Origin of the sequence: Thermosipho sp. (in: thermotogales), from assembly GCF_020054775.1 — a bacterium.
In the GTDB taxonomy this organism is placed as follows: Bacteria; Thermotogota; Thermotogae; order Thermotogales; family Fervidobacteriaceae; genus Thermosipho; species Thermosipho africanus.
This window is the reverse complement of record NZ_JAIHAP010000018.1, coordinates 13,389-30,021: the sequence shown is the minus strand read 5'-3', so window position 1 is coordinate 30,021 and position 16,633 is coordinate 13,389. Positions and strand designations below refer to the sequence as shown.

19 protein-coding genes are annotated in these 16,633 nt (G+C 31.2%); 11 read left to right on the top strand and 8 right to left on the bottom strand.

What is annotated here, in order from left to right; translation table 11 throughout:
* Positions 1-12 precede the first annotated feature (12 nt).
* Genes JG780_RS04835 through JG780_RS04820 form a run of 4 tightly spaced genes read left to right on the top strand, consistent with a single transcriptional unit; the run spans position 13 to position 3,681 of the window.
* Positions 13-1,107 (top strand): M20 family metallopeptidase, encoded by a 1,095-nt coding sequence (locus tag JG780_RS04835; protein ID WP_004101662.1) that lies wholly within the window; start codon positions 13-15, stop codon positions 1,105-1,107.
* A complete protein-coding gene (gene lysA, locus JG780_RS04830) occupies positions 1,104-2,258 on the top strand; it encodes a diaminopimelate decarboxylase (protein WP_004101660.1) in 1,155 nt (384 codons plus the stop codon). Before JG780_RS04835 ends, lysA begins: the two co-directional genes overlap by 4 nt.
* Positions 2,259-2,293: 35 nt before the next feature.
* Positions 2,294-2,902 carry a response regulator gene (locus JG780_RS04825; protein ID WP_287569388.1) on the top strand — a complete coding sequence of 203 codons (609 nt, stop codon included), beginning with the start codon at positions 2,294-2,296 and terminating at the stop codon, positions 2,900-2,902.
* Positions 2,903-2,904: 2 nt separating this feature from the next.
* Positions 2,905-3,681 carry an HD-GYP domain-containing protein gene (locus JG780_RS04820; protein ID WP_287569387.1) on the top strand — a complete coding sequence of 259 codons (777 nt, stop codon included), beginning with the start codon at positions 2,905-2,907 and terminating at the stop codon, positions 3,679-3,681.
* Positions 3,682-3,683: 2 nt separating this feature from the next.
* On the opposite strand, the gene JG780_RS10705 is transcribed toward JG780_RS04820, so the two are convergent.
* The 8 genes from JG780_RS10705 to JG780_RS04785 form a co-directional block, all read right to left on the bottom strand.
* Complete coding sequence (locus tag JG780_RS10705; RefSeq protein ID WP_114702765.1) at positions 3,684-3,782, bottom strand: hypothetical protein; 99 nt, start codon at positions 3,780-3,782, stop codon at positions 3,684-3,686.
* A 94-nt stretch (positions 3,783-3,876) separates the two neighbouring features.
* Positions 3,877-4,749, bottom strand: coding sequence for an ATP-binding cassette domain-containing protein (locus tag JG780_RS04815; protein WP_012580145.1), 873 nt, complete (start codon positions 4,747-4,749; stop codon positions 3,877-3,879).
* A 126-nt stretch (positions 4,750-4,875) separates the two neighbouring features.
* On the bottom strand, positions 4,876-5,736 hold the full coding sequence (locus JG780_RS04810; RefSeq protein WP_004101654.1) for a DUF1385 domain-containing protein: 861 nt from the start codon (positions 5,734-5,736) through the stop codon (positions 4,876-4,878).
* Positions 5,737-5,771: 35 nt separating this feature from the next.
* Positions 5,772-6,002 (bottom strand): hypothetical protein, encoded by a 231-nt coding sequence (locus JG780_RS04805; protein ID WP_004101652.1) that lies wholly within the window; start codon positions 6,000-6,002, stop codon positions 5,772-5,774.
* A 7-nt stretch (positions 6,003-6,009) separates the two neighbouring features.
* Positions 6,010-6,282, bottom strand: a complete 273-nt coding sequence (locus tag JG780_RS04800) for a stage V sporulation protein S (protein WP_004101650.1) — start codon at positions 6,280-6,282, stop codon at positions 6,010-6,012.
* A gap of 163 nt (positions 6,283-6,445) precedes the next feature.
* Complete coding sequence (locus tag JG780_RS04795; RefSeq protein ID WP_114702754.1) at positions 6,446-10,543, bottom strand: PolC-type DNA polymerase III; 4,098 nt, start codon at positions 10,541-10,543, stop codon at positions 6,446-6,448.
* 12 nt (positions 10,544-10,555) lie between these two features.
* The gene (gene ruvC, locus JG780_RS04790; protein WP_004101643.1) at positions 10,556-11,029 is read right to left on the bottom strand and encodes a crossover junction endodeoxyribonuclease RuvC; all 474 of its coding nucleotides are present in this window, start codon (positions 11,027-11,029) and stop codon (positions 10,556-10,558) included.
* A 19-nt stretch (positions 11,030-11,048) separates the two neighbouring features.
* Positions 11,049-12,149: an MFS transporter gene (locus JG780_RS04785; protein ID WP_004101641.1), complete on the bottom strand. Its 1,101-nt coding sequence runs from the start codon at positions 12,147-12,149 to the stop codon at positions 11,049-11,051.
* A gap of 478 nt (positions 12,150-12,627) precedes the next feature.
* Between JG780_RS04785 and rplU the strand changes: the two genes are divergently transcribed.
* The 7 genes from rplU to dnaG all read left to right on the top strand — a co-directional run bounded on the left by rplU (position 12,628) and on the right by dnaG (position 16,629).
* The gene (rplU, locus tag JG780_RS04780) at positions 12,628-12,948 is read left to right on the top strand and encodes a 50S ribosomal protein L21 (protein ID WP_004101639.1); all 321 of its coding nucleotides are present in this window, start codon (positions 12,628-12,630) and stop codon (positions 12,946-12,948) included.
* A complete protein-coding gene (locus tag JG780_RS04775) occupies positions 12,945-13,256 on the top strand; it encodes a ribosomal-processing cysteine protease Prp (protein ID WP_004101637.1) in 312 nt (103 codons plus the stop codon). The genes rplU and JG780_RS04775 overlap by 4 nt, the downstream gene beginning before the upstream one ends.
* A complete protein-coding gene (rpmA, locus tag JG780_RS04770; protein ID WP_004101635.1) occupies positions 13,246-13,512 on the top strand; it encodes a 50S ribosomal protein L27 in 267 nt (88 codons plus the stop codon). Before JG780_RS04775 ends, rpmA begins: the two co-directional genes overlap by 11 nt.
* An 11-nt stretch (positions 13,513-13,523) precedes the next feature.
* Complete coding sequence (locus JG780_RS04765; RefSeq protein ID WP_287569383.1) at positions 13,524-14,057, top strand: ECF transporter S component; 534 nt, start codon at positions 13,524-13,526, stop codon at positions 14,055-14,057.
* Positions 14,058-14,073: 16 nt separating this feature from the next.
* Positions 14,074-14,523 (top strand): 50S ribosomal protein L13, encoded by a 450-nt coding sequence (gene rplM, locus JG780_RS04760; protein ID WP_012580142.1) that lies wholly within the window; start codon positions 14,074-14,076, stop codon positions 14,521-14,523.
* Between the two features lie 19 nt (positions 14,524-14,542).
* Positions 14,543-14,941 (top strand): 30S ribosomal protein S9, encoded by a 399-nt coding sequence (gene rpsI, locus JG780_RS04755; protein WP_004101630.1) that lies wholly within the window; start codon positions 14,543-14,545, stop codon positions 14,939-14,941.
* Between the two features lie 74 nt (positions 14,942-15,015).
* Positions 15,016-16,629, top strand: a complete 1,614-nt coding sequence (gene dnaG / locus JG780_RS04750; protein ID WP_287569382.1) for a DNA primase — start codon at positions 15,016-15,018, stop codon at positions 16,627-16,629.
* Positions 16,630-16,633 lie beyond the last annotated feature (4 nt).

The window sequence follows — 16,633 nt, the reverse complement described above, 5'->3', positions numbered from 1 at the left end:
GAGGTGAGGTAAATGGATTCAATCGAGCTTAGACACATTTTACACCAAAACCCAGAAATATCTTTTAGAGAATTTGAAACTCAAAAAATATTACTTTCGGCCCTAAAGGATCTAAAAGACGAAAGACTAAAAATTTATAAAATAGCTGGCACTGGTGTTATTGCATTGTATGAACCAAAGAAAGGTGAACCTTTCATACTCTATAGATCAGATATTGATGGACTTCCAATTGAAGAAGAGACAAAATGGGAATTTGCTTCTAAAAATTCAAATATGCATGCATGTGGTCATGACGTGCATATGTCCATTGCATACGAACTAATTAAAAAAATACTTTCTTCAAATATAGAAAAAAATTTTGTCTTCATATTCCAACCAGGTGAGGAAACAGGAGCTGGTGCAAGGTACGTTTTAGATGAAATTGAAGAGCTTGACATAAAACTTGCTCTGGCACTGCACATTACCGATGAATATGATTTTAAAACTGTTGCAACAACTAAAGGAGTTTTATTTGCAAGTGCTACTGAAATTGATTTAACATTCTCCGGCAAAGCCTCTCACGTTGCTTTCTACAAATCTGGTATTGACTCGATTTATCTTGCAAGTAAATTTTTGACCGAATTTTACAATCTAACTTTTGACAAAGCAATTGCAAGATTTGGAAAAATAGAAGGAGGAAATGCAAGAAACATCGTCTCTCCTCAAACCACATTAATGGGAAGTATCAGATCAGAATCTTTAAAAATTACTGAAGAAATAATAAATAAAATACAAGAAGTAGCAAAAAGTGTTGTTCAAAAAGATGGTGGAGAATTTTCAATCTCAAAAGGTTCAATATATCCACCTGTAATTGTAAATGATAAACTGTATGAACTATTTAGAGAATTTGTGCAAAAAAACAACATACAATTTATTGATTGTGGAATGAAATATACAGGCGAAGATTTTGGTTATTTTTCTCAAGAGTACCCTTCATTGATGTTCTGGGCGGGAGTTTCAAAAGGTGAAAAATACGGGCTCCACAATCCAAAGTTTTTACCTAACGACGAAGTTATATTATATTATGCAGATGTTGTTTTCAACTTTTTAAAGGAGCTGGAAATATGAAGGAGATATTCCAAAAAGTTGCTGATGAAATTGGAACACCCGTTTACATATATTTTGAAAAAATTTTAGAAGAAAGAATAAATAAAGTAAAAAATGTCTTTGAAGAAATTAATTTTTTCCCTACATTTGCAGCGAAGGCAAACAACAATCCTGCGATTTTAAAAATTCTAAAAAATCATGGATTTGGAGTAGATATATTAGGTGAAGGAGAACTTCTTGCTTGTAAAATTGCTTCAATAGAGGGAGACAAAATTGTCTGGAATGGAAATGGTAAAACAAAGGAGCAAAAAGATTTAATGAAGGAATATAAAGTTAAATATGTAAATGTTGACAGCAAAGAAGAATTCGAAAATCTATGGAAAAATGAAGATGATTTTGAACTGTTTTTAAGGGTAAATCCAGATATAGATGCAAAAACACATCCATACATATCAACTGGATTAAAAAAGCACAAATTTGGTGTTGATTTTAAAACGGCTGAAGAAATTTTAAAATCTCAAAAAATCAGTGGAGTTCATATACATATTGGCTCACAAATAACAGATGTAAAACCTTTTAAAGAGGCTATTGAAAAAACTTTAAAACTTTGTCAAAAATACAACATAGAAAAGATAAATATTGGTGGAGGATGGGGAATAAAATATAAAGATGAAAATGAGCTAAATACTCAAGAATACAAAGAAGAAATAATTCCGCTTCTGAAAAATTTTAAATTAGTCATAAATGAACTTGGAAGGTTTATAATAGCACCTGCAGGATTTCTTTTAACAAGGGTAACATTGATCAAAAAAACAGAAAAAAAATTCTTTGTTGTAACTGAAAGCGGAATGAATCATCTACTTAGACCAGCACTTTACAATGCATATCACGAAATAGAGGTATTAAATAACAGTAAAGACGAAATTCTCGCTGATGTAGTTGGCCCTCTATGTGAATCTGGAGATTTTCTTGCAAAAGAAAGAAAAATTAAAAAACCTGAAATTGGAGAATTATTAGTTATCAAAAACGCTGGCGCATACGGTTTTTCAATGGCAAACAACTACAACGGAACGGTAAGACCTGCAGAAGTTTTAATTACAAAAGACGGTAAAATAAAACTTATCAGGAAACGAGAAACATTTGATGAATTGTTTAAAAATGTAATTTTGTAGTAAAATAGTAATGTACAAAAAAGGAGGCGTTGTTTATGAATAAAATAATGATCATAGACGATGATGAATTTGTACATAAATACATCGATGAAGTTCTATCAAAAGAATGTGAATATGAAATAGAAACCATACATGCTTTTTCTGAAAAACAGGCAAGTAAATTAATTGAAAAATTTAAAGATGATATCTCCGTATTCTTTATAGATGTTTTTATGGAAAATGATAACTCAGGTCTTGTATTAGTTGATCTGATTAGAAATCATCTAAGTTTAAGAAAGCCTAGAATTATCCTTGCAACCTCCTACAAAGAATTTGTAGAAAAAAAACATGATATCTCTGATTTTGATATAAGTTTTTTTATGGACAAGCAATACATGGATGAATTTATGGTAAAACACACATTTTTGATAGCCATCAAATCATACATTGAAATTGTAACTCTTGAAAATACAATAAAATCGCTACAAAAAATAATTGAACTTTCAAGGAACAAAGAAAAATTTGACAACATATTAAAATTTTTAAAATTCATGTTGTACGAAGCTATTAATCTCCTGAGATTTTCTTCAAATATAGGCATTGAAGGTTTTGTAACTTTAACGGGATCGTATATGCTGCAACTCCAAAGTTTGAAGAATACCTAAATGTGCCACTTTCAAAAGTAAATTTTACATTTTTTCCAGAAAGCACTATATATTTTGAAAAAGAGCTAGCAAAAGATTTATCAATTAAAGTTTATATTATTTCTAATATAAAACTAAAAGAAATTAACAAACACCTTGTAAGTCTTTTTCTTGAAGAAATAACAAATTCGTATAGTTCAAACTATTATTCAAATCTTTATTCACAAACTCAAAAAGAGTTATTGGCTAAACTACTTTCAGCAATTGAGGCAAGATCTGGAGAAACTGGCGAACATGTAACAAGGGTTGGGAAAATTGCAAAGATACTTGCTAGTAAAATTAACTATTCACAGATAGATGAAATAGAAATAGCTGCATCAATACACGATCTTGGAAAAATTGCAATACCTGACTCAATTTTAAACAAGCCAGGTAAATTAGATGATGAAGAATATGCAATAATTAAAGAACATCCTATTATAGGATACAATATACTTGAAAATTCAACTTCTAAAATTTTAAAACTTGCAGCTGTTATTTGTCTTCAACATCATGAGAATTGGGATGGTAGCGGGTATCCATATGGACTTGAAAAAGAGCAAATTGATATATCAGCAAGGATAACATCAATTGCGGACGTATTCGATGCACTTGTAAGTGATAGAATATACAGAAAAGCACTTCCATTAAATAAAGCGCTAGAAATAATTAAAAAAGAAAGGGGCAAAAAATTCGACCCAAATCTTGTTGACATATTCTTTGAAAACCTTGATGAAATACTTGAAATATATAAAGAATAAATCTAGATTCCAAATGCTGTAAATCTTTTAAGTCCATTTCTCCACACAAATTCAGATACACCAAAAACAACAATTAACCAGAATAGTTGTAGAAAAAGTATGTTAAAAAACTTTTCTTAGCAAAAAGAAAATTTACAGGAGTATACAATATTAATCTAAAAAGCAAAAGGGCATGCTTAGTACATTAAATAACGTTTAAATTCTAAAATATGAAAGCCTTCTCAAACTCAGCTCCACACCAATTTTAAGTAACTCAAAATTCCTTTTAAGACTTTTCGACAAAATTCCTCTTATCTCTTCTATTTCTTCTTTATTCTCATACGGAACTTTTATTTTAACACTATTTTTTTCAATCTCTATGGGATATCCAAACAATCTGATATTTTCAACTGTAGTTTTAGTTGGTTTTCCTTCAAAATCAATAACAAGGTTCTTGTATCCAAATTTATTTTTTAAATGTTTTGTTTCAATATCTAATTTTAATTTTCCATTATCTAGCAGCAAAATTCTGGTGCAAAAATCTTTTATCACATAAAATTCATGTGTTATTATAAACACCGTCTTTTCAGATCCAAATGGATAATTTAATAGGAACTCCTTAAAAGCACTCTTTGCATTTACGTCAAGTCCTATGGTAGGCTCATCAAAGAAAAAGATGGAAAGATCATGAATTGATGCCATAAATATTTCTGCCTTCATTCTCTCACCAAGAGAGAGTGTTCTAACTATCCTGCTTAATAACTTTTCTATTCCAAAATATTCATCAAAAACTTTTAAACGCTCGTCAAGTTGCTTTTCATTTAATTGATATACAGCTTTATATAATTTTAGGCTATCATAAACGGTAAGCTCTGGAATAAGAAGAGATTTTTGACCCAAAAGAACACCAATGTTTTTTACATACCTTTTTCTATCCGAAAAAGGATCATACCCCATACATTTACAAACCCACGAAGAAGGTGGTATGATCCCAGTTAATATCTTAAAAAGCGTTGATTTTCCACTACCATTTAAACCCAAAACTGCAACCTTTTCACCTTTGGAAATTGAAAAACTAACGTTTTCCAAAACTGTGATAGTTTTAAATTGAGGGCTGAACAACCTTACAAAAAATTCCTCTCTTTATTATCTGCAATTTTATATGTTCTTGTCAAAGATTCAACTTTTATCAAAAACCCCCCACTTTTTAAAAAACTATCCAACGTACTCTACATCTTCATCCGGTTCTTCTCCTTCAAGGGCAAATTTTAATGATTCTATAGCAACCTCTATTTGCTTTTCATCAGGCTCAGCTGTAGTAAGCTTCTGAAGCAGTAATCCTGGAAATGACAAAAATCTTAAAAATGGAAATTTATCAAATAATTTTAAAAGTTCATAAGAAACAGATGCTACAACAGGTATCAAAACTATCCTAATCACTATTCTTTCAACCCAAGAAAGCGGACGATAAATACCAAAAATACTAAAAAGAATTATAGCAACTATTAAAAAGATCATCACAAAATTTGTTCCACATCTTGGATGAATGGTTGAATATTTTTTAACATTTTCAACGGTTAATTCATCACCGTTTTCATACGCATGAATGGTTTTATGTTCCGAACCGTGATATTGAAACACCCTTTTTACATCTTTCATAAATGAAATTATCCAAACATACAACAAAAACAGTCCAAGTCTTATAAACCCATCAACCAAAGAAAATAAAAATTCGTCATCTTTTACCCCCAAAAGACCTGTTAAAAATACTGGGAGCATTACAAATAATCCAATACCAACTACTATTGCTATAAAGATTGAAAAAAACGTTTCAGATTTTTTCATTTCTTCTCCCGTTGCAATCTCTGCAGACCTATCAAGACCTTTTAGACCAAAGTACATAGAATAAAAAAGACTAAAAAGTCCCCTTACAAATGGTATTTTCAAAACTTTTTTATTCTTTATCTTCCCAAGTTCTTCTTTTACAATTTCTCCTTTTTCATTTCTTACAGCAATTACAATCTTTTTACCCATCATCAAAACGCCTTCAATGATTGCTTGACCTCCAACTTTCATACAATAACCTCCTGTAAACAAAAAAATCGGGGTTATTACTCCCCGAGAATCTCAAGTATTTTTCTTGCATTTTCATCTTCCAAAATAATTTTAAAAAACTTATACGCGTTATTATCTTCTTCTGAATTTTTACCCAAAAAATATTGGCGAACCTTTTTAGCAAAGTCTTCTCGTTCCTCGCCACTCATGTTTGCAACATCTTTAACAATATTCAAAAGTCTTTCATCATCCCTACAGCTTTGAGCAATATACTCTAAATCATTCATCCAATAATTATTCCGCCTTCTTTGTTAAATATACTTTAAAAGAAATTCCTGTTCTTGTTTCACCATCTATCTCTACTTCAATAAATCCTGGAACCGCATATAAATCTTTACCTTCTTCTGACAAAAACCTTCTTGCAACTGCCAAAGCTTTTGAAGCTTGGTTAACAGCTCCAGCACCTATAGCTTGGATCTCAAGCTTTTCATTCTTGTTTAGAGATCCAACTATAGCACCCGCTACCTTGTTAGGATTAGATTTTGAGCTGACCTTAAGTGTTTCCATAGCTATACCACTCCTCCTTGAACAGATATTAATAGAACTGTTACTAATACGATTATATTTTAACATAAAATTACAAAAATTCAAAATTTTATAAAAATTTATATTCTAATCATATTACAACTTTGTTTTTCATCATAAAATATTGATTTTTCTCCGTCTTTCTTTAGAAATCAAATAACGATGATTGGTCTGTTTCAGGTAAGTTATTTAATATCTTCAATTTTTTCATAGTAGTTATATGTGCTTTACTTAATTTTGTTCTCTTTTTCAAATCCTCTATTGAAGTAAATTCTTTTTCTTCTCTTGCTTGAACAATTGAATATGCAACACTATCGCCAACACCTGGAATTCTGTTTAAAGGAATCCTTAGTTTGTTATCTTCAATTAAAAACCTTCTGTAATCACTCTTTAATATATCAGGTGGTAAAAATGAAAAACCTCTTAAATACATTTCTAAAGCTGCTTCAAGTACTTTTTCTTCGTTCTTTTCCTTTACATCTTTTTTCATTTTTACACTAAGTTCAGTTAATCTCTTTTTTATAGCATTTGGACCTTTTAAAATTGTTTCAATGGAAAATTCATCTCCCTTAATGGAGAAGAACGCTGCATAATATGCAAGCGGAAAATGAACTTTAAAGTAAGCAATTCTAAATGCCATACTAACATACGCAACAGCATGAGCCTTAGGGAAAAGATATTTTATCTTTTTACAAGATTCTATAAACCATTCTGGTACATTATGCTCTCTCATCAAATCCTCTTCTTCTTTTGTAATACCTTTTCCTTTTCTAACATTCTCCATTATCTTAAAGGCCGTTGATTCTTCAACCCCTGCTTTTATAAGGTAAATCATTATGTCATCACGACAAGAAATAACTTCTGAAAGTGTTGCTTTTCCGGACCTAATTATATCTTGTGCATTATTAAGCCAAACATCGGTACCGTGTGAAAGCCCTGAAATTCTAACAAGCTCTGCAAATGATTTTGGCCTTGTTTCTTTAAGCATTTCCTGGACAAAATCGGTACCAAATTCAGGAATACCAATAGTACCAACATCCGTTCCTAAATCAGAAGCTCTTACTTTTAAAGGTTTTAACGACGAAAAAATTTCCAAAGTTTCTTTATCATCCATAGGAACAGTAGTGGGATCTACTCCTGTATACTCATATAAAAGTTTAATCATTGTAGGATCATCGTGCCCGAGTGCATCAAGTTTTACCAAATCATCATGTATTGATTCATATGCAAAATGAGTTGTACACATTTCAGAATCTTTCTTGTTTGCAGGATACTGTATTGGAGTAAAATCATATACGGTCATATCCTTTGGAACGATCATTAGACCTCCAGGATGCTGACCTGTTGTTCTTTTTACCCCAGCAACCTTTTCTGCCAGTCTTACTTGTTCAGCTGTATTTAAAGTTTCATCTTTTAACTCCATATAACTTCTCACATAGCCAATTGCACTTCTCTCGGCAATTGTACTGATTGTTCCAGCCCTAAGAACGTTATCTTTTCCAAATAACTCTACAATATAGTTGTGCGCTCTTTCTTGATATTCACCAGAAAAGTTCAAATCTATATCCGGAACCTTATCACCTTTAAATCCCATAAAAACTTCAAAAGGAATGTCTTGACCTGTTTTATTTAATTTTGTTCCACATTTTGGACACAATTTATCAGGCAAATCATAACCTGAACCAACTTCCTTAGAAAATTCAAGGTATTTGCAGTTTGGACAAATATAGTGCGGCGGAAGTGGATTAACTTCCGTTATACCCATAAGGTATGCAACAAATGAAGAACCAACAGAACCCCTTGAACCAACAACATAACCATCTTCGTTTGCCTTTTTTACTATAAGATGTGCAATTTCATACAAAACTGCATAACCGTTATCAATTATACTTTTAAGCTCCTTTTCAAGCCTTTTTTCAATAACTTCTGGAAGTGGATCACCATAAAGCTCTTTGGCTCTCTTTAGAGATAAATTTCTAACATTCTCTTCTGCACCATCAATTATTGGTGGATGGAGCTTTTTCTTTACCGGCGCAATATCTTCAATCATATCTGCAATTTTATTTGGATTTTCAATAACTACTTCTCTAGCAATTTTTTCGTCTCCGAATATTTCCATTGCCTCTTTTAGTAATTCATCGGTAGTTCTCAGATAAAGCTGTGCATCTTTATCGCGTAGATCTTCATCATGTGGATTACTTTTTTCCTTAGGTGAAAGTAAGACATGTCTTGCCTTTATATCTTCTGGCTCTAAATAATGAGCGTTATCAACCATTACAACGGGCATTTTTAACCTTTTTGCAAGAAAATAAAGCCTTTTAAATATTTCCTTTGCCTGTTCTTTATTTACTGAAACAATAGTGCTAAGTGGGAAAATTTCAACATAATCATACTCTTTTAAAAGCTCTATTATTTCCTCATCGGTTGCAGAACCCTTTAGTGCTTCAAAAATTTCGCCCTGCTCACAGCCTGTACCAAATATCAACCCTTCTTTATATTCTTTTAAAACATTCTTTGGAACAAATGGCACGTATTTAAAATATTTTACATGTGCATCTGAAACTAATTTATACAAGTTCTTCAATCCTATTTTGTCTTTAACTAAAATAGTTATGTGATTAAATACTCTCTTTGTCCTTATACTTGAAATAGAAGTACCTGCTTTTAGTTTATTTATATCATTTAAACTCTTTATACCCATCTTACCTAATAATTCAACTAATTTACCAAAAAGTTCTGCAGTCACACTTGCATCTTCAAAAGCCCTGTGATGCTTAAATGGTCCAAGTTTGAAATATTCAACAAGTTTTCCAAGGCCAAAAGACTTAACCTTACCCTTTAAAATTACCCTTGAAAGCTTCAATGTATCAAGATAAGGCATTATCAAATCTTTATCGTACATCTTCCTGTAAACTTCCCTAATAAATCCATAGTCAAAGTCTGCATTGTGTGCAACAAGAACAGTACCTTCTATAAATTCCAAAAATTTTGGAACAACTTCTTCTATACCAGGAGCATCTTTTAACATATCATTTGTTATTCCAGTAAGCTTTTGGGTAAAATCATTTATATCTTTGTTTGGCTTTACAAAGCTTTTAAAGGTATCAATAATTTTTCCATCCTTGTACTTTACTGCACCAAATTCAATTATCTCATCGAATCGTGCGTTTGTACCTGTTGTTTCAAGGTCGAAGACTGTATAAACACAATCCTTAATCACATAATCTTTATCTAAATTCTTTACAATATCTCCAGGTTCATTAAGAAAGTACATTTCAGTTCCAAATATGGGTTTTATTTCATTGGATTTAGCTTCTTCATATAAATAAGGTATAGATTGTACATTTCCATGATCCGTTATAGCTACTGCCTTCCAACCCCATTCTTTTGCTCTTTTTACAAATTCCTTTATATCTATAATTGCATCTAAATCACTCATTTTCGAATGAACATGCAAAGGCACTCTCTTTTCTTGTGATAAATCTTTTCTCTCAATTGGCTCTGGATCTTCGTAAATTTCTTTGACAGAAAAATAAAACTCTCCATTTCTATCAACGCTCATAGAACCCTTAAAGTAATACCAATTATTTACTGAAACCAAGGTCTCTATTTTATCTACATTATCAAATACTTTCGCAAGTATGGAATCTTTGTTATCTGTAACATATATACTTAATAGCGGATTCCCATATTCAGATTTTTCAATTTTAAAAACCTTTCCTCTTAAGAAAACTCCTTTTGCATTCATTGAAATATTTGATGGAAAATAATATTTTATTTTTCCACCTTCAAATGTTTTCAAAGAACTTTCTACTTTTGGAGGAACAAAGCTTATTTCCTCTTCAATTATTTCTACTCTAACATTCTTTTTAGTTAGACTTTCAATTCTTTTTAATTTACTTTCTATTTTCTTAGCTGCAAATTCACCAAAAGCTTTAATAACTATTTCATTTTCAAGAAATTCCACATCTTTTACATAAGGAGCATTACCATTAAGCATATTCAATATTTTCTCTTTATTTATTTCAGGCAAACTATATTCTAAAAACACATCAACTCCAAAAAACATTTTCAACTTCTCACTTAAAATATCTAAATCTCCAATCGCTTCATTTAAGTAAAAAGTAAGCGATTGAGATTTTGTATCATATACAATTTTTACAATCTCACCTGAAAGTTCCAGATTAAAATATTCTGAAAGTTTTGTAATAGGGATATTCAAATTTGGAAAAACATATTTCATTTTTTATCCTCCCTATGCTTTTATTTCAACTGCAAGACACCAGGCAACTGCTAATGCATCGGCAGCATCATCGGGCTTTGGAATATCATTTAAATTTAAAAGCATTTTAACCATCTTTTGAACTTGTTTTTTATCTGCTCTTCCATACCCAGTAACGTTATTCTTTACCTGATAAGGTGTAAACTCATACAAAGGAATGTTCCTTTGCGAAGAGGCCAGAAGAATTACTCCACGAGCTTCTCCTACATGGATGGCTGTCTTTACATTTTTGTAGAAAAACAAGCTTTCAATTGCACAAGCATCTGGGGAATATTCTTCCAATAGCTCCACAAATCTATCATATATATACCCTAATCTTTTATACATTGGGACATCTTTTTCAGTGGTTATAACCCCATGCGTGACATGCGAAATTTTGTTTTTATTCTTTTCTAGGATCCCATATCCAAGTATACCATATCCAGGATCAACACCTATTATTCTCAAAGATAAATACCTCCACTTTTTAATTATTTTTTACTCCAAAATTATATATTAATATGGTTAATAGAGGAAAAACACTTGCACTCAAAAACATGAATATTGTGTTATTACCAAATATCGCTGCATAACCACTTGAAAGGAAACTTCCAATTGCCCAAGAAAATCCCATTGAAATACCAGATGCAAGAGCCTTATTATTTGGTAAAAGCTTTTGAGCAGAAACAATGTTAGATGACATTGTAAAAAAGCTAAAACCGTCAAACAAGACAAAAGAAATTACCTTTAACCACAAATTAGGTACAAATACGAACAACAATCCAAATATTCCCATTCCTACAAAACCAATAGTATTGGTAAATTTATCATTAGTTTTTTCAAGTACAATTGTACCAAAGAAATTAGTAAAAACTCCAAACATCATTCCAAATGTTAATATTGAACCACCTACTATTAAAGATTTTCCAACTTCATTCATATAAATTGGAATATATGTATGAAATATATCCATAGAAAAACTTCTTGATGCAACTATTAAAAAAATAGGCCAAAGTTTGAATATATCACCTTTAAAACTTAATTTCTTTGCTTCAACTGGTTTTTCATAACTAAATATCCTGAATGAAAGAAGTAAAAGAAATGGAATAAAAAATAAAGTTAAAAAGTATAGTTTTTCAATTCCTATTTTTTCTTGATAAAATGTTATAAAAACCGGTGCTATACCAGCACCTAATGTTCCTGCAACTGAAAATAAAGCAACATGCTTTCCTTTAGAACGCCTTCCTGCAAAGCTAGCACCCAGAGGATGAAACATAGAATTTAAAAGCCTAATAGCAACTACAAGAGAGAAAAATAAAATAGCTGATTTTACAATACCCAAAAATGATACCAAAAACACTTCTAATACAACAATTATTGTTATATAAATACCATCTCTTTTTATTTTATCAAAATACATGCCAAAAAATACTTGAAATATAGAAGTAATTCCACCAAGTAAAGCTATAAAGCTTGCAAATGTTTTGTTATCAATCCCTAATTTGTCAATAAAATGAGGCGCAAGAGGTTTTACAAAAGCATTAAAAAAATCTGCAAAAAAGTGAAATATTGCTCCCAATAACTCCATCTTGTTTTCCTCCCTTTTATTATTTAGCTTTGCGAATTATCAAGATTATTATACCAATTTTCTTTTTCATTGTCTAAAACAAAAGATTAAAAACTTTAAATATTATTTGTTTAGAATCTACCTATCAGGAGCGGATTTCTTAGATTTTGAAAAATGTGATCTGAGTTGATAAGATATATTATTTTTGAATTTTTAACTAAAAAGAAAAATCTATCTACAATCTCTTTTCATTCTAAATTCATAATTCATTTTTTATTTTTTCACCTAATAACCAATCTCTCTCACACACCTCTAATTTCTTATAGTCCACTTGTGTTAACGTCGAGAAAAATAATATTAACAGAATGTTTTCATAAATATTCATCAAAAATGGTAAAATATCTTAGGTTATAGTCGCCTGGAACGTGTCTTAAACGCCAAAAAAAGGCTACATGTTCCAGCGGTTGTTTATTTCAAAAAAACTGAGGAGGTGAACTTTGTGTACGCTATTGTTGAAAGCGGTGGAAAACAGTTTCGTGTTGAACCAGGAAAAGTCTTTTTCACTGAAAGAGTTGTCGGTAAAGGTGAAGGAGAAGAAGTCAAACTTGACAAAGTCCTTATGGTAAAAACAGACGATGGAAAAGTTTTAGTCGGGAAACCTTACCTTGACAACGTAGAAATTAAAGGAACCATTGTAGAACATGGCAGAGCAAGAAAAGTTATAGTTGGAAAATTTAGACCAAGAAAGAACTACAGAAGAATAAAAGGTCACAGACAATGGTACACCGCAATTAAAGTAGAAGAAATTCAAGTAAAATGATCACGTGTAAATTTTTTAAAGAAAACGGGTTTTTTGAAAAGTTTTTGATAACAGGACATTCAATGTATGCTCAAAAAGGTAAAGATATTGTTTGTGCAGCAGTAAGCGTTGTAGCTCAGCATACAGCAAGATATCTATTAAAAAATGGAGCCTCTGTCAAAATAAAAGATGGATATTTAGATGTAAAAAACATTTCGCACGATAACATCTCTCAGATATTCGTAAATGAATTAATTGATACCTTAAAAGATTTAGAGGAACAATACCCAAAATACCTTAAACTGGAGGTGAGCAATGATGAAAATTAACATACAGCTTTTTGCAAAAAGCAGTACTGCCAAAAATGGACGCGACAGCAATCCTAAATATCTAGGAGTTAAAAGAGGCGATGGCCAAAAAGTCTTAGCTGGTACTATTATTGTCAGACAAAGAGGAACCAAATTCTGGCCAGGTAAAAATGTAGGAATGGGAAGGGATTTTACCTTATTCGCACTAAAAGATGGCGTAGTCAAATTTGAAGTTAGAAACAACAGAAAATATGTAAGCGTATATGAAGAAAAATAAGGGGGGCATTTATGCTTAACGCCAAAAAAGTGGCAATTATAGGGGTGTTTGCTGCACTTGCATTTGTAGTAATGTATATCGAAATACCAATATTCCCAGCAGTTAATTTTTTAAAATATGATCCTAGCGATATTTTAGTATTATTAACTGCTTTTATATATTCTCCAACTGTTGGAGTAATAGTGCTAGCAATAAAAGATATTTTGTTTTTTATATTTAAATCCCAAGATATAGTCGGTATTGCTATGAATTTTGCAGCTGGAGCTTTATTTATCGTTCCTGCAGCAATAATATATGGAAAAAAGAACAGATTCAGAGAAATATTAGGTTACATAATCGGTACTGTCGCTGCAACTGGTGGAATGGCACTTTTGAATATGATAGTAGTCCCATATTATTGGAAAATTCCTTTGGAAGAAGTATTTAAACTTCTGCCATGGATTATTGGTTTTAATGCAATCAAGTTTTCAATAGACTCAGTAATAAATGGAATAATTCATAGACGCGTTAAAAATATTTTAGAACCAGATGAAGCGAAAATATAAGGAGGGAGGAATAACAATGGCAAGAACGTTGCCTATACAAAAAACAACTTTATTAAAGAAAGAAGAAGTAAAAAAAGACTGGTATTTAATAAATGCAGAAGGTCAAACACTTGGTAGACTTGCAACAAGAATTGCTCTTGTTCTTATGGGAAAAAATAAACCAAACTGGACACCTCATGTCGATTGCGGAAATTTTGTCGTTGTAATCAATGCTGACAAAATTAAACTAACAGGTAAAAAATGGGATCAAAAAATCTACTACAGACACTCTGGTTATCCTGGAGGAATTAAAGAATTTACAGCAAGGCAACTTCAACAAAGAAATCCAGAAAAACTCATTCAACTTGCTGTTAAAAGAATGCTTCCAAAAACAATTCTTGGAAGAAAAGCATTAAAAAGACTTAAAATATATGCGGGTTCAGAACATCCACATAGTGCACAAAAACCAATTGAATTGAATTTTTAATCAAGGAGGGATGTAGAAAATGGCTGAATACTACATGGGTACTGGAAGAAGAAAAACATCAGTTGCAAGGGTATATCTAAAAGAAGGTAATGGAAAAGTTACAGTTAATGATAAAGAATATGAAGATTTAAATGGTTACCTCGAAAATTCTGTTTGGACTCTTCACGCTCTTGAACCATTAAAAGTAACCGGTCTTGAAGGTTCATTTGATCTCTTCATAAGAGTTCAAGGCGGAGGAAAATCCGGACAAGCAGGTGCTATAAGACTTGGTATTGCACGTGCATTACTTCAATACAATCCTGATCTAAGACCTACATTGAAGGAAAAAGGTCTTCTCACAAGAGACCCAAGAATGGTCGAAAGGAAAAAGTACGGTCTCAGAAAAGCAAGACGTGCACCTCAATTCTCCAAACGTTAATATTCCCTATTTGCTATATAACTTCACCGTGGCAGTAAAAATACTGCCACGTTTTCCTCGTTTAAAAGAGGTGATTGCTTATTCTTAAAGACACTATTGAAGAAATCAAATCAAAAATTGATATAGTTGAACTTATTTCCCGCTATGTAAGTCTACAAAAAGTGGGAAATAGTTATCGTGGCTTGTGCCCTTTCCACACAGAAACAACACCTTCCTTCTATGTAAATCCATCCTTCAAGACATACCACTGCTTTGGCTGTGGAGCGTCTGGGGATGTGATTAAATTTGTTCAGGAAATTGAAGGTATACCATTCATGGAAGCTTTAAAAAAACTGGCTGACGAAGCAGGAGTAAAAATCGAATACAGCTCATCAAATAGCTTTCAACAGTTATACTTTAATTTTTATAAAGAACTTCATAAAGAATATATTGAAAAGTTATTTGATGAAAAAATTGCCCTTGATTATTTATTTTCAAGAGGTTTTAATGAAGAAGAAATAAAGGAATATGAGTTTGGCTTTTCACCCATAAATTCTAAAATACCTCAAAAAATTGCTCAAAAATTGGATATTAAATCCTTAAAAAAATTTGGTTTTTCAAATCATGACCAATTTGAAGGTAGATTAATAATACCAATTAAAAATGAATATTCGAATGTTATAGCATTTGGGGGAAGACTCTTAGGTGAAGGGCAACCAAAATACCTTAACTCATATGAAACAGATTTTTTTAAAAAATCGAAAACCCTCTTTTTACTAGATATTGCAAAAGACAAGATTAAAACTGCAGATTTTGCAATTATTTGTGAAGGTTACTTTGATGCTATTGCATTTCATAGAGCTGATTTTAAAAATGCTGTTGCAACACTTGGAACAGCCTTTACAAAATTTCACGCTTTTTCTATTAAAAAACTTACCCAAAATGTTATCTTAGCTTTTGATACTGATAGTGCTGGAGTAAAAGCAGCTCTTCAAAGCATAAAAATACTAATTTCAATGCAATTTAATGTAATGGTTGCTGGAAAAACAAAAGAAAAAGATCCTGACGAAATTTACAAAACTCAAGGTAGTTCTGGATTATATTCTTTCTTAAAAGAAGCAATACCGGCTGAAGAATTTATCCCTTATGTTTTAAGCAAAAACTATGATTTAAACAACTCAAATGCAATACCTCTCTATACAAGAGAAATAAAAAACTGGGAAAAAACATTCGAAAATTTTCCAGAAAAACTTCAAACATTTAGAAAAACTGCTGAAAAGATATCAAAAACGAGCATAACCGTTTCTGTGCCTAAGCCAAAACAAAAAACTAATCTTCCAACCTTAGATGAAATGGTTATATATCTACTTTTAAATAATCCGCAAGTTGATATAGAAATAAATCCGAAAATATTTAATGAACTTACCCAAGAATTCATTAAATCTTTAAAAAATCTTAAGAACTTTTCATTTGAAAAGTTGTCCAAAGATTTGCAAAAATATATTGAAAATATATTGAATAAAATGGAAAAATTTGAAATAAATGAAGATTATATAAACACAGTAAAGAAAAAAATTGAAGAAAAAACTTTAGAAAAAAGGATAGAAGAAATAGATAAATATTTAAATTCCGCAACAGAGGAAGAAAAAAGGGTACTTTTACAAACAAGAATGGAACTTGTTAGAAAGCTCAAAAAACTTGGGAGGTGAACTC